Genomic DNA, 24,482 nt, shown 5'->3' on the forward strand with positions numbered 1-24,482 from the left:
AGTACTTGCCCTCATACACTGCGTTCAACTGAACTAATCGACAGTATATACGAGCAGCGGACTCCACAGGCCTTATTTTTGATACATCCGACTATTTAGGAAGTTAGCGGACTCAGGAGACGCTAAGTACAGGAATCCTTGCAAAAAACGGGTGTTTTGAAGCAGATAACGTCTCCTGAGTCCGCTTCTTGCTCCAAAACACGGTTTCATGCGCAAATAGCGGTTATACGGTCCGCTGACTCCCGATCGTTACTGTGGAGAAGCGGACTCCACAGGCCTTATTTTTGATATATCCGGCTATTTAGGAAGTAAACGGACTCAGGAGACGCTAAGTACAGGAAACCTTGCAAAAAACGGGTGTTTTGAAGCAGATAACGTCTCCTGAGTCCGCTTCTTGCTCCAAAACACGATTTCATGCGCAAATAGCGGCTATACGGTCCGCTGACTCCCGATCGTTACAGAGGAGAAGCGGACGTCAGAGCTCCTTCCGAAGTTAAAAAACAAGCCCCGGCTCACGTTGGCCGGGGCTTAATTATTAAATGGCTTTCGGATTGTCTACCACAGGGTTTACATCCGCATCATAATCCACGCCGTCGGTTTCAAAGCCGAACAGTTGGAAGAACTCGCGGCGATAGCCTGCAAGGTCAGTCAGTTCTTCGATGTTCTCGCTCGTAACCTTGCTCCACAATTCCGCAACTTCAGACTGCACATCATCACGAAGCTCCCAATCGTCAATACGGATACGGCCCTTCTCATCCACGGGCGTTTCTTGTCCGTTATAGAGACGATCCGCGAAGAGACGGTAGATCTGCTCAATACAGCCTTCGTGAAGTCCTTTTTCCTTCATAACTTTGTACAGCGCCGATACGTACAACGGAACAACCGGGATCGCCGAGCTGGACTGGGTAACTAACGCTTTGCTTACTGTCACGTAAGCACGTCCGCCTCCATCTGCAAGCCTCTCGTTCAGTTTCAACGCGGTTGCCTCCAGGTGATCCTTGGCTTGTCCAATGGATCCATCCCGATAAATTGCCTTGGTGATCTCGGAGCCGATATAGGAGAACGCAATCGTTGTGACTTTTTCAGCCAGTACGCCGCCTTCTGCCAGCTCATTCATCCACAGCTCCCAATCATCGCCGCCCATCACCTCAACGGTGTTCTTCACTTCCTCTTCCGTAGCGGGCTCGATCGTAACCTCCGTTACTTCACCGGTATGGAAGTTTACCGTCTTGTTGGTATAGGCTGGTCCGATCGGCTTCAATACGGAATTGACCGTTTCGCCGGTTTCAGGCAGCGTACGGCGCGCCGAGGCAACACTGTACACCACAAGATCAACCTGGCCCAACTCTTGGCGGATAAGCTCAACCGTCTTGGCTTTGGTCTCCTGCGTGAAAGCATCTCCCGTCACGCTGAACGATTTTAAGCCTGCGGCCTCCGCTGCCTTCTCGAAAGCGACCGAATTATACCAGCCCGCCGAAGCGGTCCGCTTCTCGGTTGCCTGGCTAGGACGATACACACCTACAGTATTGGCCCGGGAGCCGAATGCGGCAGCAATTCTGGCCGACAAGCCGTAGCCTGTTGAAGCGCCGATGACCAGCACATTGCGGGGCCCCTCGATGCCAGGCTGTTTTAACACATAATCAATCTGCTCCTGAACCTGGGCTTCGCAGCCAACAGGATGGGACGTTGTGCAAATAAATCCGCGTGTTCTAGGTTTAATGATCATATTTATATACCTCTCTTCCAGTACTCGTCGTCTGACACCATATGTATGGTCTTTTAAATTTCCTTTCTATTTTAACTGTTTTTTGTGGAGAGAGGAAATCTTTTGACAGGAAAACCAAGAAAACCTCTCTTTTCGAATCATGGTAGCTGCAGCCAGCACCGATTCAAAAGAGAGGTTATTTTAGAGTTTTATCCGATAATTAGCAACCTGATATGGCCGTTTAATTAGCAATCCATGATATGGCCGTTAAATTATTTGAATGAAGCATAGCCTTGGTCAGCCATGACCACGCTGCCTGTAATCGCAGCAGCTTCATCCAATGACACGAGATACACAGTATCCGCGACAACTTCAGGCTGCGTCAATTCCCCGCCCATGACTTTGGCTCTCATGGAATCCAGCATCCCAGAATCTTTATAACCTTGGATAATCGGTGTATCAACTGCTCCAGGAGCAACGGCAACGACGCGAATGCCGTATGGTGCCAGTTCAAGCGCAGCGGATTTGCTCATCATAATGACGGCGCCTTTTGTAGCGTGATAAGCAAACGTTCCGGGTGAAGCCAGGAATCCGAATACAGATGCTGTATTGATGATTACGCCTTTAATGCCGAGCTCTTTCATCTTTCGGCCTGCTGCGATAATACCGTAAGCTACCCCGTGTTGATTCACGTTAATGGTACGGTGATAGAGATCCATATTTTGCTCAAGGACCGGTCCAGCTCCGCCAATGCCTGCATTGTTGTGCATGACATCAATACGGCCATATAACTCAACCGCTTTATCAACAAGCGCCTCGACGCTTTCTTGTTTGGAAACATCGACTTGAACGAAAGTGGCTTCGCCGCCTTCTTTTTTGATCATGTCCACCGTCTCTTGACCGGCAGCCTCATTATAATCGGCTACGACGACGCGATCGCCTTTTCTTGCAAATTTAAGGGAGACCTGACGACCGATTCCGCTCGCTCCACCAGTAATTACCGCTACACGTTGTTCTGACATTATCAATGACCTCCTAGGGTAAAATAGCGTTATTATTTGAACATTTTGTGTCCATGTCCTTGTGTTCATTGTAACGCTAGGTTATATTTAAGTAAATTTAAACCTAATTAATATTACTTAACTTCAAATTAAGGATGAGGTCATATGAATCTTGAACAACTGGAATACATCGTGGAGACGGCCAAGGCAGGATCGTTAACCAAAGCAGCCCAGAATTGCAACGTTACCCTTTCTGCTGTCAGCCAAGCGGTGTCCAGCCTGGAAGCCGAGTTCGGTTTCTCCTTGTTTACCCGATCGCGGCTTGGTGCCGTACCCACAGCCGAGGGCCAGCGAATCCTCCAGAAAGCCTATGCCATTTTGGAACAATTTCAGGAGCTGAAATCAGAGGCGGAGGGATATTCCAACCTGCTGAGCGGATCATTGCGGATTGCTACCGTGCCGGTACCCTTAACGCTGTCCATTGATGCCATTATCCAGTTCAAAAAGGACTTTCCCCAGATCAAACTGGAAATTACGGAAAAAGCGACTCTTGATATTATTGAGGATATCAAGCAAAATCATGCGGATATCGGTTTGATATTTGTGGATGATTCCATCATTCATCAACACCGCGGCCTCCACTTCGGCAAGCTGCTGGAGAGCAAGTTCGTGGTGGGGGTCAGCCGTCAATCTCCACTCGCCATGCGGCAATCGATCACGCCGGAAGAACTGCGCAAATACCCCTTGGTTCTCTACAAGGATGACAATCTGTTCAAGCTGATGGATGCATTCGAGGAGCAATACGGGCAAATGGATTTGCTCTTCTCAACCAACCAGACGAGGGTCATACAGAAGGTCGTCGAAGAGAATGTAGCGGTTACGGTGGGGGTTGACTTGTCCTTCTCCAGCTTCACTCCCATACCTTCGGGAAACATCGTAACGTTGGAGCTGGAGATGCCCCCCGGCCACGCTGCTTCCTCATTCGGATGGGTACAGCCCGGAACCCACCATCTGTCAAAGCCAGCCTCGATCTTTCTGGACAAGCTGAAGCATCAGATAGGATGAATGCAGCCTTTGCGCTCCCAAATATAAAAGCCAACCGACAAGTAGGATCGTGACCGTTATCCAGTCCCCTGCTCTCCGGTTGGCTTTTTCAGAAAAATCTGTATTAACGTAATGACTCGCTAAGCGTCAAACTCACCGGGCAATGATCGCTTCCCATCACACGGCAGTCGATCTCGGCATCCTTCAGCTTCTCGGTTAAACGGGCAGACGTCAGAAAATAGTCGATGCGCCAGCCGATATTCCGCTCCCTTACCTTGGCCATATACGACCACCAGCTGTATACATCCGTGCGATCCGGGTAGAAATAACGGAAGGAATCGATAAAGCCAGCTCCCAGCAGATCGGTCATTTTGCCCCGCTCTTCCAGCGTAAAGCCGGAATTGCCATGATTGGACTTGGCATTTTTCAGATCGATTTCCTGATGCGCCACATTCATGTCCCCGCATACAATCACGGGTTTGTGTTCGTCAAGCTGAAGCAAGTAAGTACGGAACCGTTCCTCCCACTCCAGCCGGTAATCCAGCCTGCTCAGGTCACGCTTCGCATTCGGCGTATATACATTCACAAGATAGAAGTCCTCAAACTCCAGCGTGATTACTCTGCCCTCCGGCTCGCTGTCCTCCTCCAGACCATAGCGTACGGACAGTGGTGCGATTCTCGTAAATACCGCCGTTCCCGAATATCCCTTCTTCTCTGCATAGTTCCAATATTGTTGATACTCCGGCCCCAATTCAAGCTCAATTTGCCCGGCTTGCAGCTTCGTCTCCTGCACGCAAAATATATCGGCATCCGCCTGTTGAAAATAATCCATAAAGCCCTTCGTTACACAGGCCCGCAATCCGTTGACGTTCCATGACACTAGCTTCATTTATGCAACCTCCGTGGTATCCATATCGTTTTAGCGTGTTGAATCTATGAATCTTCTAAATTCTATTATGGTATCACGTCACGGCCGGAACGAACAAGCAGCTTCGGGCGCTTTCACCATAACTTCATCAACAACTCATGACTGAAGGCACAAGTCATGGAGCGAAGTTGTGGTTACGTGCATAATCCCGCGCCAAATCAGGAACAACATAAACGTTCGCGAACTGCGATCATTCGTACGCCCGCAATCGATGAAAACCCCACATAAGGAGGAATACTGCATGACAGGCAGAAACAGCAAACCTAAGAACGACGGTCCTTCCAGCAGTCCTGAACGTTTGGACCAATACGGGGACAAGCTTGCTTCCGAGAATGAGGAAGAGTTCACTTCGGCGGCCGAGGAGCACTGTCGGGATCAGGAATAGCGGATTATCGCCGATGCGCATTCCATAAACAATCAAACAGCAAAAACACCCTCCTTGCTTAGCGACGGGTGTTTTTTGCTATTGCGATATCCTGCTCTTTTTACTAAGAGTGACACCTTATCTGTTCTATTCCTGTACCGCTGTCGTTGGTTTCGCTACGCCGTCACGCCGTACCGGTTGCCGTCCGGGTCCGTCAACGAGAAGCCTTGGAATCCATCAAAATCCTCAATATCTCCCACATCTGCTCCCTTGGCTTTCAACTGCCGATGCATCCCGCCAACATCCGTGGTGTGGATATTAAAGTACTGTCCTACACCATAATCATTTTTAGGAAAAATCGGCTGCTTCACCTCATAGGACCGCACTAGACAAAAGCTCACTTTCTCATCGTTCATTCTCATGACGATAGCATCGGGTTCATCCTTGTGAATGATTTCGAGGCCCAGCATCTCGGTATACCATGCCGTTGAACGCTTTAAATCACTCACTGGTACAAAAATACCCACGCCGTACAATGGGGGTCTGGTCAATCTCCATCCTCCTCCCTATATTGAGATTGGTTGTGTTCCAACATATAAGAAACGATATTTCTTGCAAAAACCAAACAAAGCTCTGAAAAAATGTCCTCACTCTGTAATCAGCCACACATTGCCGTCCGGATCCTCCATATAAAATGCAAGGATGCCGCGAACCCGCCTCAATTCGCTGATTCTGAACCGCAGCTTCGTCAATTGAAGGTATGAAGCACAGATCGCTTTGGGATCTCTTCTCCGGAAAGCATCCACAAGCGCGTCCATATCCAGCCCAGCGGCTGTCCCCTCCCGGGTTCTCTCTTGCGGCTTAGGTTCAATGCCTGCGTGCTGTAACTGATGCAGTTTCTTCAGCCTTGTCCGCGCACGTCCGAGCGACACCTGTACAGTCCCTTCAGACATGGAGAGAAAATCAGCCGTTTCCCTGGCCGTAAAATCAAAAACGTCCATCAGCAGCAAAATAACCATCGCCCGTGAGGATAACCGATCCGCTAATGTCTCCAGAAGCTCCCTGGTCGATAAGCCGCCATCCTCGCCGGGTTTGTCCTGCAGCACATCCTCGGAAACATTCAGATTGGACTTATCCCTCTTCACTCGATCTTTCCAAGCGTTACTCGCTATGCGATATAAATAGGCATTGGATAACGCCCTTTCCGGCTCTGTTTCAATCGTCCGCATCACTTTAATCATCGTTTCCTGCAAGAGATCCTCCGCTTCCCAAGGGTCCCTGGTCACATGCAGGCAATATCTGTGCAGCCTGGTCTGCAGACCGGGCAAATCCAGCGTATATTCTGGCATAGCAGTCAACCACCTCCCTAATTAGTTCTCGGGGCGCTGATGTTTTCCTGCTCAAATTTCATGTGCAATATCCCAAATCCGCAAAATCGCAGGTTAAAGTATCCAAACAAAACAGCCGCCTCCCCGATCAACACCGGGAAGACGGCTGCGCGTTCAATCTGATAGCGTTTATTTCACCAAACTCTTCAGCACGTTATCAATGATCTGGCTGTTGGCAATCGTGCCGGTATACAACCAGCTCGTATCTTTTCCATATTCATAGATGTTGCCGTTCTTAACAGCCGGAATATTCGCCCAGAGCGGATCCTGAAGCACTTCGGCCCCTTCGCCGTCACTATTAATAAAGAACAGATGATCCGCGTCGAGTTCCGCCAATTTCTCCAGGGAAATGGATGACCAGTTGCCCGTAGCCGATGCCGAGATTTCCTTCACCACATTAGGAACTGTGAGACCCAAGTCACCGTACATGACGGCACCGCTGGACAACGTCTCGCTAACGACGAACAATTTACCGCCGACAAGCCAAATCGCTGCAGCAGATTCACCGCCGATCGATTGCTGGATTTTCTCCTTGGCATCCTTTGCCTTCTGCTCGTATTTATCGAGAGCCGCTTGCGCTTCCTCCTCCATGCCAAAGATTTCTCCCACTTTCTTCAGCTCTTCGCGCCAATCGTTATTGACCTCATTGCCGATGACGTAGGTTGGAGCAATCTTCTCGTATTGGCTGTACTTGTTGCCTTCTACCATAGAAGCCGAGTCCATGATCAATAGATCCGGCTGGAAGCTCGCTACAGCTTCAAAGGGAAGATCATGCTCAATCGTAGGCACATCCTTCAATGAGTCCTGTAGATAATCCTGGACGTTTCCGCCTTTGACCGACCACTGCGCGATCGGGGGAATGCCCAACGCCACCAGGTTATCCTCCAAATAAGAAGCAATCACCCGTTTCGGCTCAGCCGGAATTTTCACCTCATGGCCCATGGCGTCTGTCAGTGTCCGTTCTGTCTTGGCTTCTGCGCTTCCTTCAGCTGGCTTGGCTTGGTTGCCGCCGTTCTGCTCGCTTGGTGCTTGCGCCTCCGTTGGCTCGTTCCCAGCTGCGTCCTTGCTATTTCCACAAGCTGCAAGCAGCGTGAAAGCTGCCAATAGTCCTGCGATTATCCATATTTTTTTCTTGAACCGACTCATTGTTATAGGTCCCCTTTATGTATATTTTTTCTGCATAGATCACTAGCAATCTTGTGATGAAGTGCTATAATAATAACCATGATAATGAAATTCATTATCAATTACAATACGTTATTTTAATTTTTTTATCAACATAAAGGTTTAGGTGACTATGCAAGCAAATCAGCCCATGAACAAAACAACTGCAAAATCAATCTACCGCCCCAAAACAGCTGCGGCCTTCATTCTGTTAGGGCTTAGCCTCCTCGCTGCCGCTATGGCATCCTCGATTATCTATGGTGCGTCGAACATCCAATTGTCCACCATATGGGAGGCGTTTGTCCATTTCGATCCCCATTCCACCTCGCACCAGATTATCCAGAGACTGCGCATGCCGAGGGCCTTGGCAGCTGCGCTGATCGGCGGTTCCTTGGCCGTTTCCGGAGCCATCATGCAGGGCATGACAAGGAACGCGCTCGCTTCCCCTTCCATTATGGGAGTCACCGCAGGTGCCACTTTCATGATGTCGATTGGGTTTGCCTTTATGGAGTCGCCGTCCATTACCGTGCTCATGCTGCTATCTTTTGCCGGTGCAGGCCTTGGGGCCGGACTCGTGCTTCTCATCGGTTCGTTATCCAAGCGGGGACTGACGCCTGTCAAGCTGGCGCTGGCCGGATCAGCCGTAACCGCGCTCCTGAGCTCGATTTCCTCAGCCATTGCCATCCGCTTTAACGTTGCCAAAGATATCAGCTTCTGGTATGCCGGAGGCGTGTCGGGCGTGCAATGGGTGAACGTGCAGCTCCTCATCCCTGTCGCCATTATCGGATTGTTGCTCGCGCTGGCGCTCAGCAGATCCATTACCGTGATGAGCCTGGGCGAAGAGGTCGCTACCGGGCTTGGCCAAAAAACGGGAACCGTGAAGTTCCTAGGCACGCTCGTTGTGCTGCTCCTCACGGGCGCAGCGGTAGCTGTGGGCGGAACGATCGGATTCGTGGGGCTTGTCATCCCGCATATCGTTCGCTTCATCGTAGGTCCCGACTATCGACTGATCGTCCCTTGCTCCGCTGTCATGGGAGCACTTTTGCTGGTGTTTGCCGATGTAGGGGCGCGGATGATCAACCCTCCGTTTGAGACGCCTGTTGGTGCCATTACGGCGATCATCGGCGTTCCCTTCTTCCTCTACCTTGCACGACGCGAAGGGAGAGGGCTGTAATGATGAATACGAGAAGAAAAGTCATGTCCGTCTCGATGATCCTATTGCTGGCTATTGCAGCCGTGTTCTCGGTTAGCTTGAATATGGGAACCATGAAAATCCCGCTCGCTGAGGTAATAAAAGCTTTCAACGGGACAGGATCTGAGCAGAACTATACCGTGCTCGTGCACTTTCGTTTACCCCGCATGGTCATTGCCATCCTGATCGGTGCGGGAATCGCCGTCTCCGGCGCTATTCTGCAGAGTGTTTCGCGAAACGCGCTGGCAGACCCGGGCATTCTCGGCATTAATTCTGGAGCAGGACTGGCTGTCGTGCTGTACATCTTTTATTTTCAAGGCAGCTCGTTCAGTTCCGGCATATGGTCGGTCTATATCATGCCTTTTGCCGCGTTAGTCGGTGCATTTCTTGCCGCCTTTCTGATTTATTCAATAGCCTGGAAGCAAGGCGTAACACCGATCCGGCTGGTACTTGTGGGGATTGGCATCAACGCGGCCTTCGGAGCGCTTATTATCGTATTCCAGCTGATGATGGACCCTAACAATTTCATGCAGGCCACCATCTGGCTGTCCGGAAGCATCTGGGGAGCAAGCTGGGAGTATGTCTATGCGATCCTTCCGTGGATCCTTCTGCTGGTTCCCTGGGCGGTATATAAATCGCAAAATTTGAATGTGCTCAACCTGGGAGACCATACGGCAGCTGGGCTTGGGGTTACGGTGGAGCGCGAGCGAAGAACGCTCCTGTTCATCTCCGTCGCCCTGGCAGGCGCCTGCGTGGCCGTTGGCGGCGGCATCGCGTTCCTGGGACTTGTTGCCCCTCATCTGGCCAGAAAACTGGTGGGGCCCCGTCATCAGGGAATGCTGCCTGTCTCTGCACTTCTCGGCTCTCTTGTACTGCTTGTGGCTGATATGATCGGCAAGAACCTGATGGCCCCTTCCGAGATCCCTGTAGGATTAGTCGTTTCATGTCTCGGAGCGCCCTACTTTATATATTTGCTGATCAAGGATTAATTGAACGAGTATAACAAAAAGACGGCGATTGCCTCCCGGTACATACAGGAGGAAATCGCCGTTCTTTTGTGTCATGCGCTAACGGTTGTGTAACTGCGGTGCTATGTTTAGTGAGCCCTCACCAGAATCTTCACCTGGTTCTTCTCTTTGAGCAAAGCCTCAAAGCCCCGGTCAATAACCTCATCCAGTTTGATCCGCTGGGTAACCAGCTTATCCGCAGGGAAGAATCCTTTTTCCATCAGGCTGATGACAGCCGGGAATACGTCGCGATAACCGATGATTCCGGTAATATTGCGCTCCTTCATCACGATGTCATTCGGCACGATCGGAGCAGAGGTTTCGAAGATGCTGACAATCATAATCTGTCCACCGATCTTCGTAGAGTTGATTGCTTGATTCAGTACAGGCGGAACACCCGTTACTTCGAATGCTACATCTACCCCGGTGCCGGTACGACGATGAAGTTCTTCTACGACATCGTAAGCCTTGGGATCAATGACGATAGCCCCCAACTCTTCAGCCTTTTGTTTACGCTCAGCAGACAGCTCCACTGCGTAAATCTCGGACGCCCCTGCTGCCTTCAATGCTTCGATGACGAGCAGACCGATCGGCCCCGCACCGAATACGACCGCCCGATCCCCAGCTTTCAGCTGGCTTTGGCGTACGGCATACAAGGCGACTGCCGAAGGCTCTACCAAAGCCCCTTGTTCATAGGAGACGTTGTCCGGAATTTTATGAACCATATGCTCATCCGCGGCTACATATTCGGAGAATCCGCCGCCACCGCCGGCAAGGCCGAGAAAGCCCATTTTGTCGCACAGATTGTATTTTCCTTGTCTGCAAGCTGCGCATTTTCCGCATGCAAATACTGGCTCAACAACCACGCGGTCACCAGCCTTGAATTTCGTAACGCCTTCGCCAACCTCTACCACCTGGCCGGAAAATTCATGGCCCATTACCACCGGAGCCTGTTCTCCAGTAAGGGGGTGAGGCGTATTCTCAGGTATAAATATAGGTCCGGCTACGTATTCGTGGAGATCACTACCACAAATCCCGCACCATTCAACCTTGATTTTCACTTTTCCACTCGTTGCTTGCGGCTCCGCAATGGTCTCCAAACGCAGATCCTTTACTCCATGCCAGCGCAATGCTTGCATTGTCTTCATCTCCTTATGGGTTCGAAAAAATAAAAACAAAACAGGAAACGTTTCCGAAATCAAATATGTCACATTATCGACAATATGTCAAACAACATTGACTACAATGTATGAAAAGTCATGGACAGCCCGAGATCAAAGCTCCTCCACTTTTCCAGTCATTTTCAGCAATGTATATGACACTGCTTCCCGCCCCTCTTTTCTTTGCCGAGGTGTTCCATGATTTCAAGGTATTCTTAATGGTATAATATAGATATTGCTCCATTAAGATCTCAAATCAGAACAAGAACAGGAAACGTTTCCGATATAGAGAGGACTTTTGAATATGGTGAATCCCAAAAAAGTGACGATTGAAGATGTCGCCAAAAAAGCGGGTGTTGGCATAGCAACCGTGTCGCGAGCCATCAACAACAGCAAGGGAATCAGTCCGAAAACGAAAGCACGGGTCTTGCAGGTAATCGATGAAATCGGATTTAGTCCGGATACATCAGCTCAAAGCCTGAAGGTCCGTCAGACGAATCAAATCGCCTTGGCTGTGCCTGACATCCGAAATGCGATCATCCCGGAAATCGCCTGGTCGGTGGAACAGACCGCCAAGCAGCACGGATATCGAGTCGTTCAGATCAACACAGCCGGGAATGCCCGAAACGAGCTTGAAATCGTCAGAGATATCAAGAAGCTGCACGTAGATGGCTTGATTATCATGCCGCTGGCTTATCCCAAAACACTGGGCGACCTGATCAACAAATCGAGCCTCCCCGTCTCAATTATTAATTACGGGAAACAGCTGGGAGATGAGTATAGAGCCGATATCGTAGGCCTGGCACGACAGGAGGGCAGGCTTGTTATGGAGCATCTGCTGAAAATCGGGCGGACCCGAATCGCCTATGCCGGTGCGCCCAAGGATAAAATCGAAGAGCGGTATTGGGCATATGAGCAGTCGCTGACGCAAGTCGATCCGTCGCTTGTCTATTTCGGGGAGGATTTCTCGTTTGAAACAGGAGTTCGTGCAGCGGACTATTTCTATGGCCTGAAGCATATGCCGGACGCTATCTATGCGGTAAACGATATGGTTGCTATCGGCATCGTCAACCGTTTTAAAGAGCTGAAGGTCCGGGTTCCCGATGATGTGGCCGTCGTCGGCATCGATAACAATGTATGGACCACCGTCACGACCCCTCAGATCAGCTCGGTGTCCATCATGGGCGATGAAGTAGCCCGGCTGGCTACGGAATTGCTGCTCAAGCGGCTTCGCGAGCAAACGTCCGGCCAATACGAACGCATACAATTTGAACCGAGGCTCATCGTCAGGGAATCCAGCGTGTCCGTTATACGAAACGCAACAACCGACTAGGATGAGCCGACAAATAAAGAAAGCCTGGAACAAAAAGTTCCAGGCTCTTTCCCATTATGCGACATGTACGCTTAATGACTTAAGGTATACAAGTAATAGCCGTAGTCGGTAGGCGTACCCGGATGTCCGATTTGTCGGAGCATGGCGGTTACGTTCCCTCGGTGGTACGACCCGTGATTGACCATATGCTGGATATAATCCAGACAGCTGGCTTTAAAGTCTCCAGACGGATAAGCGGTTTCCAGATTCTCATGCTCTTCGATGAACAGCCTGAAGCGCACCGTCAGATCGTCCATTAGATGCCCCAGTTCTTCGATTCGCTTGCCTTCCGTCTCCGCAATCAGCCGATCGATCGAATCCTTGAGGTTTTCCAGGTACAAAGGTGACACCTCCGAGACTCCGCCCGCATTAAAAAACGACAGCCAGCCGGAATCAATGACATAGATATGAACCATCGCTTCATAAATGGATGGAAACACACTGACTATCTCCTTGCGGTATACCTCTTCCGAAAGCCCCTGCAAATATTCGCAAACCTTCCGGTTTGCCCATACGTGGTAATCATACTGCCGCAATATCCATGTTTTCAAATCATCGTTCCCCTTTTCATAGACGGGGAAGCACGCAGTTTAAGGGCAATTATGCGCTAATCCCCATATAAGTTTGCCCGTGAACGATTGTTGTTTTCATCTCGAACGCCTCCTGATAATAACCTGATCCTATAGTAACATATATGATGCCTGACATGCCTACACTATGGCCTACACACCTCGACCCTGTTCCCCCCCTCGATTTCATTAACACAATCGGAACAAACAAACCGACAATAACAGCGCTGAGGATATACGGAAAATTCCGGCCTAAACTCAATGAATAACGCAATATTGTTGCGAATTATCTAATCTGCCTGTCTAATGGCATTGGAATCATTCACATGCAAAAAAGCTGTAACAGGTTACGTCACATAAGAACATAACCGGTTACAACTTTTATCAACTCTTGAAAAATTGCGGCAAATATTTGCAGTTCCGCTCCAGCATTTCATTCAGCATGGCTTCTGCGACACCGACGGAATCGGTGAGTGGATGAGCGCTAAGCGCGAGCAGCGCCTTCTCCCTGCTTCCCGTCACCGCCGCTTCAATGGCCAGGCTTTCGTAGGTCTTCACCGCTTGAATCAAGCCGACGGCAGCATCAGGCACTCGCTTGATCGGGACCGGAACCGCACCATTCTTCGTGACAACGCAGTTTACTTCAATGTTGGCATCCGCAGGCAAAAATTCCAGCGTATCGCCGTTCATAACGTTCAGCGTCTGAATTTCGCCGCTGTCCGTATGAATAGCCTTCATCAGATTGACAGCGGCCTCAGAGTAGTAAGCACCGCCGCGCTGCTCCAGCTGCTTCGGCTTCTCCGCTAGCTCCGGACGCTTGTAAATCTCGAACAGCTCATCCTCAAGACGCTTGACCGTCTCGGCTCTTGTCTCACCTCTGGCCGCGGCAGCCTGCTGCTCCCCGAGCATCTCACGGTGGAGATAATAATATTTCAGATAATAGGACGGAATCGCGCCGATTGCCCGAATGAGTGTATCATTCCAGGCAAGCTGCGGTACATTGCTCGCTGAATAGCTTCCTCCTGCCTCCAAGAGCTCCTCCAGCTTCGACTCTCCATCAATCTCGATCCGGCTGATCCAGTGAAGATGATTTAACCCGGCAAACTCGCAGTAGATGCGTTTGGCAGGCACCTGATACAGTCCAGTCAGCCATTTGTAAGCGGCGATCGGGGAATTGCATAATCCGATGGAGCGGATGCTGGAATGCTTTATGATCGCTTCCGTAACCATGCCGGCCGGATTCGTGAAATTAAGCAGCCAAGCATCAGGACACAATACCTCCATGTCCCTGCATATATCCAGGAGCACCGGGATTGTACGAAGAGCCTTCATCATGCCGCCGGCTCCGGTTGTTTCCTGCCCGAGCATTCCGTATTTTAACGGGATTTTCTCATCCCAGCCTCTGGCCTCCAGCAGCCCTACACGCACCTGGGTCGATACGTAATGCGCATCCTTGAGCGCTTCCTTACGATCCAGGGTTAAGGAAACGTTAATCGGCAGTCCGCTTCGCTCAACCATCCGCTGGGCCAGCCCGCCAACAATGGCGAGTTTATGATGACCCTCCGGTATATCCACCAACACGATATCCGTCACCGGAAACGACTCGTAATGCTGAATGAAACCTTCGATCAGCTCGGGCGTATAGGACGAGCCTCCCCCAATAACAGCCACTTTCAATCCAGTGCCCATTCCATATTCCTCCCCTTTACTGCAAGTTCGTGATGCAATCGCTCATACATGGCGGCGCCCGGTACGACGCCGTTCTCATCCATTGCGAGCAGAACGGCACCCGCTGCGGGCTCAAGGGTCAATATGCGCAATCGGCTCTTCGGTGCGGCTGCACTCACCTGAGCCTCGATATACGGAACGACATAATCTCCTTCGCCGCGGGTCAGCACACTGCCTGCCAGCACAACGTCGAAGGCATCATGGCCCATACCCAGCTTATGAATAACTGCACTTGCGACCTTACCCAGCTCCAGCCCTTGCCTCGCCAGTATCTTTCTGGCGGCTTCATCTGCCGGCGCTGCTTGAAACAACAGCTTTGCCAGCGTGTGCGGCGCCCTTCTGCCCTCGTCCAAAAATCGATGGAACATCTCCTCCACGCTTCCGAAGCTAAGTTCATCCAGCGTGAGCGAAGTCAATAAAGTCGGCTTCTCCCGGCCTTCCCATGAACGGACGACCGTTCGAAATACCTCGACGGCCAGATCACCGCCTCCGCCGAAATCGCCGAATGCATAACCGAATCCTCCGATCTGTATCTCCTCTCCCACCGCATTCACACCATAACCGTTCGTCCCGCTTCCGCATATAAGAACGACCCCGTCCGTCTGTCTTGTGCCAGCTCTCATGGCAATGACGGTATCGCATACGATCTGATGTTTCTTGAAACCCATGCCGCCGATCATGGGCCGCAGGGTGCGGAAATCCACCTCGCGGTCGGCTCCTGCCAGCCCGAATGAGGCACAGGCGATGCTCTCTCTTTCCAGCTCCGCCTGTGCGAGTGCTTCATCCACGGCTTGTCTTATACTTCGCTCCGCGAGGGCTGCGCCAAGCTGATGATTGCCGCAGCCGCTGATGCCCCTCCCTACAATTCGTCCCGTTTCGTCCGCCACAACGGCCAGGGTCTTGCTCCCTCCGCCGTCGACTCCCAAGTAATAGTTCAAGTATGATCTCTCCTATGCTGCCAGGCTGAGGAAGCCGCCCCGCCAAACCTCCCGGCTGTAAGGCTGGGATCCTTCAAATCAGGCGGCTTCCTGCCATGACGTTTATTTCGATGCTGCCATCTTCTCTTTGTTCTCTTGCCATTTCGCTGTTTTGTACTTTAACAGCTTATCGTAACCCGCCTTCTGTGCATCCGCCTCTGCCTTGTCCAGAAGTGAGAGCACTTCCTGGTCGGAGGAGGTTGAGCTAATCGCTTTTGCTCTGGCCTGCTCATAGATTTCGAACACACGCTGCGCAATGATGCCTTCCTCCGAATCGCCTGCAGGATCAAGGTTGACGTATTCCGTTGTATTCATCTGCGTCTTCCAGGTAATCTCGGATTGCCAATACGTCTCAAAGTTCCGTTTCTCCGGCGGCAGCGTGGACTCGAATTTCATCTTGGAGTTGTCCACGTACACCGTGTTGCCGCTCCATTGGAAGTTGACGGTGGCGTTCATCAGCTCATCGCGGCCTTTCGCATCGCTGGTAAATTTATCGGTGAAGAACGGCATATCCTCTTCATCCGTTCCATCCCAGTACAGCCCTTCAGGCCCCCACATGATCGTACGCTGGCCTTCCGGACCTGTGAACCAATCCAGGAACGCGAAGATCGCCTCAGGATCTTTGGCCGCTTTCGTAATTACGCTGACATTCCAGCCAAGCTGCTTGTAATCGCCCGGGTAAATTTTATTGCGATCCAGTTCCGCTTTGTGTACAGGCCATACCATAATGTAACCTGCATCCGGGTCCTGCGCTTTCAGCAGATTATTGCCTTTGGAGCCGAACTCCGTCGGGCTGGATGCCACATAAACCGCTGCTTTTCCGTTCAGAATCTTCTGCTCAACCTGCTCCAGCTTCTGTGTAAAGGCATCCTGAGTGACCAGCTTCTCACGGTACAGACGGCCCATATACTGCAGCAGCTCCCGATAGACCGGGTCCGTGAACAAGGATACGAGTTGATCCCCTTGCGGTACGGCAATCATGCTGTTGAACGTATAAGGACGATTCTCAGCGAATGCGGAAACCATGATGTCCACACCCGCGGCCGCTTGGCCTACCTCCAGCGGTACAACATCCGGATACTTTGCCTTTACTTGCTTCAGATAAGCATACAGATCATCCGGCGTTTCCAGGCTTGGCGAGCCCAGCTCCTCGTAAATCTTCTTATTGACGAGATAACCGGCGTTGCCGTTGGGCTGCGTTGTATACCAGTTCGGGAACTGATACAGCTTCCCGTCCGGAGAACGAAGCAATTCGAGGGTGGACTCTCCGGCCCATTTTTTTAAGTTTGGGTATTTATCCAAATAATCGTCGAACGACACCAGCATTCCCTCGGAACGCAGCTTCTCGACCTCCGCTCCCGGTTCCATCCAGATGACATCCGGCAATTCCCCGGACACAATCATGGTGCTGAGTTTGTTCTTGGCAACGCCGCCGGAGCTGACAGGCACGACGTTGACCTTTTTATTCTCCTGGATCCACTTCGTTGCAAGATCTGCACCCCAATCCGGCATCGTATACCAGTCATAATGGCCGTAGAACGAGAACTCTAGCGGCTTCTCCCCCAGCCCAAAGGCATCCCCCGTGCCTGGTGTTTCATTGTTTTGCGAGCTTGAACTATCACTCTTCGGGCTTGCGGTATTGCCACCTGAACCCGAACACCCCATTAGAGCCATAACGATGACAAGTGTGACTGACAAGGCAGACAGAAGCTTCTTTTCCCCTTTTTTCATTCCCAGTGCTCCCTTCACGATTCATCTATGGTCAAAGCTGTCGCTTTAAACCCTCCTGCGGGCCTGACTTGAACTACTCCTTCAAAGACCCGATCAATACACCCTTAACAAAATACTTCTGAACGAACGGGTATACGCACAGGATCGGAACGGTTGCCACCATCATGGTTGCCATGGACAACGACTTGGTGGTCACGGCCTTCATTGCACTCATTCGGCCTTGCGCAGCAGCGTCCATATTCTGCATCTGCTCCATCATGATATTGGCATTGAGTATCTGCTGGAGCTTCGTCTGGATCGGCAGCAGATCCGCATTGGATATATAAATGCTGGGAGCGAACCAGTCATTCCAGTGGTATACGGCCGTGAACAGCGACAGCGTCGCAATGACCGGACCTGAGAGTGGCAGCACAATTCGGAAGAATACCCCCCAGTTCGATGAACCGTCGATATGAGCCGACTCCTCGAGTCCGGGCGGGATGCCCTTAAAGAACGTCCGGAAGATGATCATATTCCATACGCTGATGATGCCGGGTATGACCATAACCCAGAACGAGTTCATCAGACCCAGCTCCCGAATGAGCAGGTAGTTTGGAATGAGACCGCCGCTGAAATACATAGTCACGATGCACGTTACCATATAGAAGCTGCGTCCCATTAATTCACGCTTCGAAATACCGTAGGCAAATATGGCGGTTGCCACAATGGAGAGCAGGGTGCCCGTTACCGTGCGAAACACCGAGATAATGAACCCGTCAATCAGCCGCTTATCCTTAAACACCACACGATAATTCTCAAGCGTGAATTCGCGCGGCCAGAATGTAATGCCGCCCTGCATCGTATCGGTCCCCGAGTTAAACGAGATGACAGCAGCGTTCCAGAATGGATACAGCGCAATAAATGCAAGCAAAGCCAGCGAGCCGTAGACGATGCCTACGAACAACCGATCTCCGTTCGACAGCCTCATATGAATCTCTCCCCCTTCTTCCCTACCATAGGCTGTTCCCCGATCGGCGGGCCCAGTAATTGGCCCCGGCCAGTAACACTACGCTGATGATGGCCTTGAACAGGCCTGCCGCGGTCGCGTAGGAGAAACGGCTGTTCTGAATGCCAATCCGGTACACATACGTGTCCAGCACATCGCTGACATCCCGCAATACCGGATTGCCCGCCAGCAGCAAGATGTCCTCAAAGCCTGCATTCAGGAAATTGCCAATGGCCAGAATTGAGAATACAACGATGATCGGCATAATGGATGGAATCGTAATGGAGAAGATCTGCTTCAATCGGCTTGCACCGTCAATCGAGGCTGCCTCATACAGTTGGGGATTGATGCCCGCGATAGCCGCTAAATACACGATGGATGAGAAACCGATCTCCTTCCACACGTTGGTCACGGTCAAGATGCTCCAGAAATATTTCGGCTCCGACAGAAAGTTAATCGGGTCGTCGATCAGATTCAGACTCTGCAGCAGGATGTTCAGACTGCCGTTATCCGTAGACAGGATGGAAATCGCAAAGCCCGATACGATGACCCACGACAAGAAGTGAGGCAGATAGCTGATGGTCTGGACGATTCTTTTGAAGGACCGTCTCCCCACTTCGTTCAGCATCAGCGCAAGCAGAATCGGCGCCGGAAACCCGATGCACAGCTTGAGCACACTAATGACGAGGGTATTCCGCATAATGGTCCAAAACTCCGGAGCTCCGAAAAACATGTCAAAATGCTTGAAGCCCACCCAGGGACTATTCAAAAATCCCTTGAACAAACTGTAGTCCTGGAATGCCATGAGCACGCCATACATCGGAATATAGCTGAAGACAAGAATGAACATCATAGCCGGAAGCACCATGAGCTGAATATCCCATTGCTTCAGGAAACGGTGCAGCCGGCCCTTTTTCCTGTGCGGCTCTGCCTTGCTATGGATCTCGGCTTGCGGCATTGGCATCTCCCCCTTTTTGACTTTGCGTTAGATTTATTAACATAACTCTGAGATGCTTGCCACTTCATTGTATCGCCTGCACCAGGCTCATTTCTCTGCTAAAACAAGTAAAAACCAGCACTATATCACTGGTTTTTAGGAATTTTGTTTTTGTGAAGCCTTCGGCGTCATGCCGATATGCTTTTTGAACAGCCGATTAAAATTGGTCAGCGTGCGGAAGCCGCATTCCAGGGCGACATCCATTACTTTCATATGACCTACCTCCAGCATCATGACGGCTTGCTCCAGCCGAATATGGATGAGGTACAGCAGCGGCGGCATGCCAACCGCGCGTTTGAATATTTCGCTGAACCTGGAAGGGCTTAAATAGACGAGTGATGCCAGCTCCTCCAGTGTCCAGGGATGCGCGAAATTTTGTTCCATGACCATGATGACCTGGCGCATCTTCTCAAGCTGGCGCTCGCTGATGCTGGGCTCGCCTCCGTTGTCCCCCTCCTGCCGGCACTCCCGGTTTACGGTAGCCAGAAACTGCAGCAGAAGCGCGTAAACAACCGTAGCATAGGAACGCCGCTCCCTCTCATGCTCCTCCTGGAGCTGAAACAGAAGTGCACGCAGCTTGTCCATGGCCGGATGGTCGCGGTGGATCAGATTCGTGTAATGCTTGCCCATCTCGCGGAACGGACTGAACAGCTCCGGGTCGAACCGGAGATTATGGATAAACCAGGTTGAATCGAACGTAATGACCGTCATGACGAGATCCTGGGTCTCATAGGCGCAGTGAAGGTCATTGGAGTTGATAAGCAGCACGTCGCCCTGCTGAAACTCAAACTTCTGACCGTTGATGATGTAGTAGCCTGTGCCGGCTTTAATATAATTAATCTCCAGAACATTATGCCAATGAAGCTTCTGGTAGGGGCTCGTCACGCCAATCGTATCGACGACAAAAATCGGATAATTCTTAGCCAATTTTACTTTTTCTTTTGGAATCGCTTCTTCCCGCATGATAGACGGCATCCTAAACCCCTCCGCAATCGTTTATACATGTAAGCGCTGCACACATACATTGTTTGTCAAAGACTCTATCATCCACATTCCATAGTTGTAAACAAAAAAAGCTGTCCCGAATGTCATTACTGACATGGAACAGCTTATTGACATCAAAAACTTCCGAGTTAGCGTTCATAGTCCCCCATCTGCGGAACGTTAGTTTGCCGGGGTGAATTTAATCCAATCATAGTAGGCGCGTACCGGAGTGCCCGGGTAATTGAATGTCCCCGTCCATATTTCAGCTGGCCCCGCCCCTGACCATAAGTTGACCATAATATGGCCCGGGCTTGTCGGCAGCGCACCGCGCGAGCCGTTCTCCGTGTGTACCAATTGACCGTCTACGTACCACTTAATGGACGTTGGCGACCATTCGAACGCATAATTATGAAAATCGAGGGAGGCATCAAATCCCAGGTTGATAATGGTGCTATGCTGGCCTACGCCATTCGTAAAATAATTGGTTTCCATCTTCGTGGTGTCTTTCCCCAGGATTTCAATGTCGATTTCGTCGTTGGACGTGCCGGTTCCTGGTCCGGAATACGTGAAGAGGCTCGTGACAAGTCCCGTTCCCTTGGCTGCTTTCAACCGCGCTTCGACCCGGCCATAGCCATACTTGACGTTTGTTGCGTACTCGGCGGAAGCATAATTTTTCCCTGAGCAGCTGGCAGGACATCCTGCCTTGTCGAGTCGCAGAGCCATAATGCCATTTGAAAATTCCTGGTTAGCCGCTTTCCAGCCGACGCCGAAATCCGGGCCATTTCCCCATCCGTCGGAGGTATAGAACAGGTTAGGGTTCGTTCCATTCAATGGTTCGTTAAACGCGACGTCAACAGCCGACACCTGAATGGGTAACAGCAATCCGCATAACAGAGTACCTGCCGTAAGCACGGTCGTCATTTTCTTTCTGACATTCATTAGCTTGTTCATGAACAACACCTCTTCCTTGGAATCTAATGAATAGAACACAAGCACGATGCCTCTATGCTTCCGGGAATCTTAAAAGAAAACATGCCCCCCCTTTCGTCAGAAGATTGTTTTTGTATAACTTATTGGTTGGTCATCTCCATCCTACATGTAAATATTTAGTAAATCCTAGCCATTTCAAGGATAAAACTGCACTATTTAACGTTATTTTCGTCATGACATGCGAAAAAAAGGCTGCAGCAGGTCTCTGGTTTCATCCCTGTCACAGCCTTCTGCAGTCACCTTAGCTCTAATCTTATCTAAGTTGGCACCGGCATGTGCCGCTGCCGATACGAGGTAGGCGACGTGTGGTAATATTTCGCGAATGCTCTCGAGAACGTGTGGAGGTTGGAATATCCCAGCGAAAAAGCAGCCTCCGTCACGGACACATCGGTTTCGGTCAGCAGCACCGCTGCCCGCTCCATCCGCAGCTTCATTAAATAATGACTCGGACTGATGCCATACGCCCGGATAAACTCACAATACAGATGCGTCCGGTGTACGCCGGCATACTCGACAACATCCGTAACCGTGATCCCCTCCATGTAATGGGAATCCATATAAAACACGCTTTGCTCGAGCCAGTTCGATTTACTCCCTTTTCTGACCGTGGCGGCAGCCAGCAGTTCAAACAGCTGATATAACCATTTCTGTCGTGCAAACTCGTTGCCAAGCGTATCGTCATCCACACACTCGTAGATTTGATTCAACACCCCCGGCAGTTCTGCCTTCATCGCGTTGCGAATAAAGGGCTTATGCGGATGCAGACCAATCCGATTCAATGCGCTGACGGCAAACTCCCCGTTGAGTGTGACCCACTGCGTACGCAGCGTCGGCTCCGACTGGTGGTTCGTTTCCCAGTAGCTGTACCTCGTATGAGGGAACAGGCAAAAGACATCCCCTTCCGACAAGGTGACCTCCTCATCCCCATAAGCCAGTGTGATCTTTCCGCTTAGAACAAAATGCAGCGTATAGTTTTCGGATATTTTGGGGCCCACGTAATAATGGGGTTTCGCCATGCTGCGGCCTGTACGGAGAATCCAGATTCCGCCCTTTCTTTCCATATCCGAGGGTATGCAGTACTTCATTTCGGCATACTCGAAGGCCATCTCCTTCACATGAAATCCCTCCCGTCACAAAAAAAGTGTTTCCCGCTACAGTGGAATCCTGGTTGTCACGCTTGCCTTCATCAAGTAAAAAAACAACAAAAAGACACAGCCCATAGCTGTGCCTCCAGTGATCTGGTCGACAAACCTTCCGTATTTATCTATCCCCTGAATCCTTCTTATCCCTGCAGCTATCCAGTCGCTCGCTCCAAAATATCAAATAACGCCTCGTTGAATTTCTCCTTCCGCTCCAGCATGGGAATATGGCCCGCTTCCGGAATGGAGTAAAACAGTTTGAGCGGCGCTTGGATTGTTGAAAAAAATTCCTCCGCCAGCGGATAGGGCGTTTGCCAGTCTCGCTCTCCATGGATATAAAAGACTGGAATTTCAAATGCAGCGCCCATAGACAACAGATCGAACGATTCCCATAAATATTTCCAAATAGGACGCTGTCCTTCGCCAAATGCTCCGGAGATGAAAAAATATCTCATATCCTTAAGCGTATAAAATGGTGAACCTAACGCATTGATGATAAGCTCTGTTGTTGGACCAGCCGATAACTTATATTTTCTTTGAAATTTTCGAACCTTCATAAGGTTCCTGATCATACCGTCATCGAATGCAGGCGGAGGGTAAGGCTTCAAACGAAGAAGATCCCGATAATCGTTGTCGTTTCCGGCCATTTTCGCCGCTTCCAGTACTTTTTCATAGCCGACGCGTTCATTGTCCATCATATTGACAACCTGCCCAACGCCGATATAAGCCTGCACAAGCTCCGGATATTGTTTGCTGAACAGGCTGCCTAACACCGAGCCCCAGGAATGCCCCAAAATGATAATCTTCTCTTTGTGGTACTTCTTTTTCAAATAGTTCACAATTTCATATGTATCCTGAACGATACGGTCAACGGTAACCGTTGGGGCAACTTGTTTCGGATCATTGTTAAAATAGGTTTTGCCGCTGTTTCTTTGATCCCAATGTACGACCGTGACACGCTTCTCCCACGGGATCTGAAACTCTTGGGCAAACGGCAATATCGGCTCTCCTGGACCGCCGTGCAAAAACAGCATGACAGGATTGTCCATATCCTCGCCCCGATGATGCAAATATTGCGAAATGCCGCCGATGGTTACGAATTCTCTGCAATCGATACCATTACTCATGGGATTCATCCGAATTTGTTGCGCTGTCTTCTTTTTCTTGTACTGGACAAACATAACGAAGCTAATGATGAATAAAAGCAATCCGGTTAATACGATCCATATAACAGTCATCGTTTCCTCCGGTAGATAGGACCTGGGTTACGCAGAGCAGAGCAATTAGGGGCAATCCCATACAACGGTTTGTATTTCTTCAGGGACTCTCTCATTGCTCGGCTCCTCCCGTCATATAATCGGCAATGGAATGGACGAGTATATCCATGGCCTTCTCTCTTCCCCGCTCACCAAAAGACATATCTGTCGACCCCACAAAATGGAGCGCATTCATTAAATAGGCAAGCACATCCATTTCGCATCTCGATTCGTCAATGCCGCAAAGCGACAGCGTCCTGCTAAAATAGTCGTTTGATTTTGACGCTTCAAGGTCCGCCACCTCCGCTGGAAGTTTACGAAGCAGCAGCTCTATATCCGATGGAGAAACGTAGAGCACGATACTGTCCGCTGCCAGATAAATTTCCTTCAATGCCTTTACAAGCCTTTCTTTCAAATTTGTGTTTTCGGATAATACGGCCTCCACTCTATCAAACATTCTGCTCTCGCTCTTTTTGATAATCGAATAGAGAAGTTCTTCTTTGGAATTGTAGTACGAGTAAAAGGAACCTTTGCCGATATGGGTCGCAATGGTGATATCCTCCACGGTAATCCGCTTTACGCCTTTCTTGCGAATCAGTTCAATCCCTTTTGTAAACATCGCTTCTCTCACCATATCTTTTTCATGTTCGGTGACAATCTTAGGCATAATCCCTCTCCTTTTTACTGACTATAAATAAATCATACAGTCAATAAAAATATAATAACCCTTTTTCCTGTTTCCTACAAGATGTTTTATTTTCGCTGAATAGAGTTTCGCTAGTGGAGAAAAAACAGGAGAAT

At 50.3% G+C, this 24,482-nt stretch carries 23 protein-coding genes; 5 read left to right on the top strand and 18 right to left on the bottom strand.

Annotation, left to right across the window (positions count from 1 at the left end; all coding sequences use genetic code 11):
- Positions 1–535: 535 nt before the first annotated feature.
- Complete coding sequence (gene fabV / locus ABEW73_RS04035; RefSeq protein WP_430161935.1) at positions 536–1,726, bottom strand: enoyl-ACP reductase FabV; 1,191 nt, start codon at positions 1,724–1,726, stop codon at positions 536–538.
- A 251-nt stretch (positions 1,727–1,977) separates the two neighbouring features.
- Positions 1,978–2,727, bottom strand: coding sequence for an SDR family NAD(P)-dependent oxidoreductase (locus ABEW73_RS04040; RefSeq protein WP_076324406.1), 750 nt, complete (start codon positions 2,725–2,727; stop codon positions 1,978–1,980).
- 144 nt (positions 2,728–2,871) lie between these two features.
- Between ABEW73_RS04040 and ABEW73_RS04045 the strand changes: the two genes are divergently transcribed.
- Entirely contained in the window at positions 2,872–3,771 is a 900-nt protein-coding gene (locus ABEW73_RS04045; protein WP_430161933.1) for a LysR family transcriptional regulator, read from the top strand.
- Positions 3,772–3,874: 103 nt separating this feature from the next.
- Here ABEW73_RS04045 and ABEW73_RS04050 read toward each other — a convergent pair whose 3' ends face one another.
- Positions 3,875–4,639 carry an exodeoxyribonuclease III gene (locus ABEW73_RS04050; protein ID WP_430161931.1) on the bottom strand — a complete coding sequence of 255 codons (765 nt, stop codon included), beginning with the start codon at positions 4,637–4,639 and terminating at the stop codon, positions 3,875–3,877.
- 280 nt (positions 4,640–4,919) lie between these two features.
- On the opposite strand from ABEW73_RS04050, the gene ABEW73_RS04055 reads away from it, so the two are divergent.
- Positions 4,920–5,063 (top strand): hypothetical protein, encoded by a 144-nt coding sequence (locus ABEW73_RS04055; RefSeq protein ID WP_009595787.1) that lies wholly within the window; start codon positions 4,920–4,922, stop codon positions 5,061–5,063.
- Between the two features lie 155 nt (positions 5,064–5,218).
- Here the strand turns inward: ABEW73_RS04055 and ABEW73_RS04060 are convergent, their stop codons facing one another.
- The 3 genes from ABEW73_RS04060 to ABEW73_RS04070 form a co-directional block, all read right to left on the bottom strand.
- A complete protein-coding gene (locus ABEW73_RS04060; protein ID WP_430161929.1) occupies positions 5,219–5,593 on the bottom strand; it encodes a VOC family protein in 375 nt (124 codons plus the stop codon).
- Between the two features lie 96 nt (positions 5,594–5,689).
- Entirely contained in the window at positions 5,690–6,391 is a 702-nt protein-coding gene (locus ABEW73_RS04065; RefSeq protein ID WP_430161927.1) for an RNA polymerase sigma factor, read from the bottom strand.
- 168 nt (positions 6,392–6,559) lie between these two features.
- Positions 6,560–7,576: an iron-hydroxamate ABC transporter substrate-binding protein gene (locus ABEW73_RS04070; protein ID WP_430161925.1), complete on the bottom strand. Its 1,017-nt coding sequence runs from the start codon at positions 7,574–7,576 to the stop codon at positions 6,560–6,562.
- A 151-nt stretch (positions 7,577–7,727) separates the two neighbouring features.
- Here ABEW73_RS04070 and ABEW73_RS04075 point away from each other — a divergent pair, with 151 nt between their 5' ends.
- Positions 7,728–8,768 (top strand): FecCD family ABC transporter permease, encoded by a 1,041-nt coding sequence (locus ABEW73_RS04075; protein WP_430161923.1) that lies wholly within the window; start codon positions 7,728–7,730, stop codon positions 8,766–8,768.
- Positions 8,769–8,770: 2 nt separating this feature from the next.
- On the top strand, positions 8,771–9,775 hold the full coding sequence (locus ABEW73_RS04080) for a FecCD family ABC transporter permease (RefSeq protein WP_430162194.1): 1,005 nt from the start codon (positions 8,771–8,773) through the stop codon (positions 9,773–9,775).
- A gap of 107 nt (positions 9,776–9,882) precedes the next feature.
- Here the strand turns inward: ABEW73_RS04080 and ABEW73_RS04085 are convergent, their stop codons facing one another.
- Complete coding sequence (locus tag ABEW73_RS04085; protein ID WP_430161921.1) at positions 9,883–10,932, bottom strand: 2,3-butanediol dehydrogenase; 1,050 nt, start codon at positions 10,930–10,932, stop codon at positions 9,883–9,885.
- A 325-nt stretch (positions 10,933–11,257) separates the two neighbouring features.
- Between ABEW73_RS04085 and ABEW73_RS04090 the strand changes: the two genes are divergently transcribed.
- A complete protein-coding gene (locus ABEW73_RS04090; protein ID WP_430161919.1) occupies positions 11,258–12,286 on the top strand; it encodes a LacI family DNA-binding transcriptional regulator in 1,029 nt (342 codons plus the stop codon).
- Between the two features lie 71 nt (positions 12,287–12,357).
- Here ABEW73_RS04090 and ABEW73_RS04095 read toward each other — a convergent pair whose 3' ends face one another.
- The 11 genes from ABEW73_RS04095 to ABEW73_RS04145 all read right to left on the bottom strand — a co-directional run bounded on the left by ABEW73_RS04095 (position 12,358) and on the right by ABEW73_RS04145 (position 24,348).
- The gene (locus ABEW73_RS04095; protein WP_430161917.1) at positions 12,358–12,876 is read right to left on the bottom strand and encodes a DinB family protein; all 519 of its coding nucleotides are present in this window, start codon (positions 12,874–12,876) and stop codon (positions 12,358–12,360) included.
- 402 nt (positions 12,877–13,278) lie between these two features.
- Positions 13,279–14,583, bottom strand: a complete 1,305-nt coding sequence (locus ABEW73_RS04100) for a 6-phospho-beta-glucosidase (RefSeq protein ID WP_430161915.1) — start codon at positions 14,581–14,583, stop codon at positions 13,279–13,281.
- Positions 14,568–15,560, bottom strand: a complete 993-nt coding sequence (locus tag ABEW73_RS04105; protein WP_430161913.1) for an N-acetylglucosamine kinase — start codon at positions 15,558–15,560, stop codon at positions 14,568–14,570. The genes ABEW73_RS04100 and ABEW73_RS04105 overlap by 16 nt, the downstream gene beginning before the upstream one ends.
- A gap of 102 nt (positions 15,561–15,662) precedes the next feature.
- A complete protein-coding gene (locus tag ABEW73_RS04110) occupies positions 15,663–17,330 on the bottom strand; it encodes an extracellular solute-binding protein (RefSeq protein WP_430161911.1) in 1,668 nt (555 codons plus the stop codon).
- A 73-nt stretch (positions 17,331–17,403) separates the two neighbouring features.
- Positions 17,404–18,297 (bottom strand): carbohydrate ABC transporter permease, encoded by an 894-nt coding sequence (locus ABEW73_RS04115; protein ID WP_430161909.1) that lies wholly within the window; start codon positions 18,295–18,297, stop codon positions 17,404–17,406.
- 22 nt (positions 18,298–18,319) lie between these two features.
- Positions 18,320–19,273: an ABC transporter permease gene (locus tag ABEW73_RS04120; RefSeq protein ID WP_430161907.1), complete on the bottom strand. Its 954-nt coding sequence runs from the start codon at positions 19,271–19,273 to the stop codon at positions 18,320–18,322.
- Positions 19,274–19,408: 135 nt separating this feature from the next.
- Entirely contained in the window at positions 19,409–20,287 is an 879-nt protein-coding gene (locus tag ABEW73_RS04125; protein ID WP_430161905.1) for a helix-turn-helix domain-containing protein, read from the bottom strand.
- A gap of 189 nt (positions 20,288–20,476) precedes the next feature.
- The gene (gene bglS, locus ABEW73_RS04130; RefSeq protein ID WP_430161903.1) at positions 20,477–21,247 is read right to left on the bottom strand and encodes a beta-glucanase; all 771 of its coding nucleotides are present in this window, start codon (positions 21,245–21,247) and stop codon (positions 20,477–20,479) included.
- A 296-nt stretch (positions 21,248–21,543) separates the two neighbouring features.
- Complete coding sequence (locus tag ABEW73_RS04135; RefSeq protein ID WP_430162192.1) at positions 21,544–22,392, bottom strand: AraC family transcriptional regulator; 849 nt, start codon at positions 22,390–22,392, stop codon at positions 21,544–21,546.
- A 188-nt stretch (positions 22,393–22,580) separates the two neighbouring features.
- Positions 22,581–23,663, bottom strand: a complete 1,083-nt coding sequence (locus tag ABEW73_RS04140) for an alpha/beta fold hydrolase (protein WP_430161901.1) — start codon at positions 23,661–23,663, stop codon at positions 22,581–22,583.
- Between the two features lie 91 nt (positions 23,664–23,754).
- The gene (locus ABEW73_RS04145; RefSeq protein ID WP_430161899.1) at positions 23,755–24,348 is read right to left on the bottom strand and encodes a TetR/AcrR family transcriptional regulator; all 594 of its coding nucleotides are present in this window, start codon (positions 24,346–24,348) and stop codon (positions 23,755–23,757) included.
- Positions 24,349–24,482: the final 134 nt, after the last annotated feature.

This window comes from Paenibacillus lautus, from assembly GCF_050482385.1.
GTDB lineage: Bacteria > Bacillota > Bacilli > Paenibacillales > Paenibacillaceae > Paenibacillus_AQ > Paenibacillus_AQ lautus_B.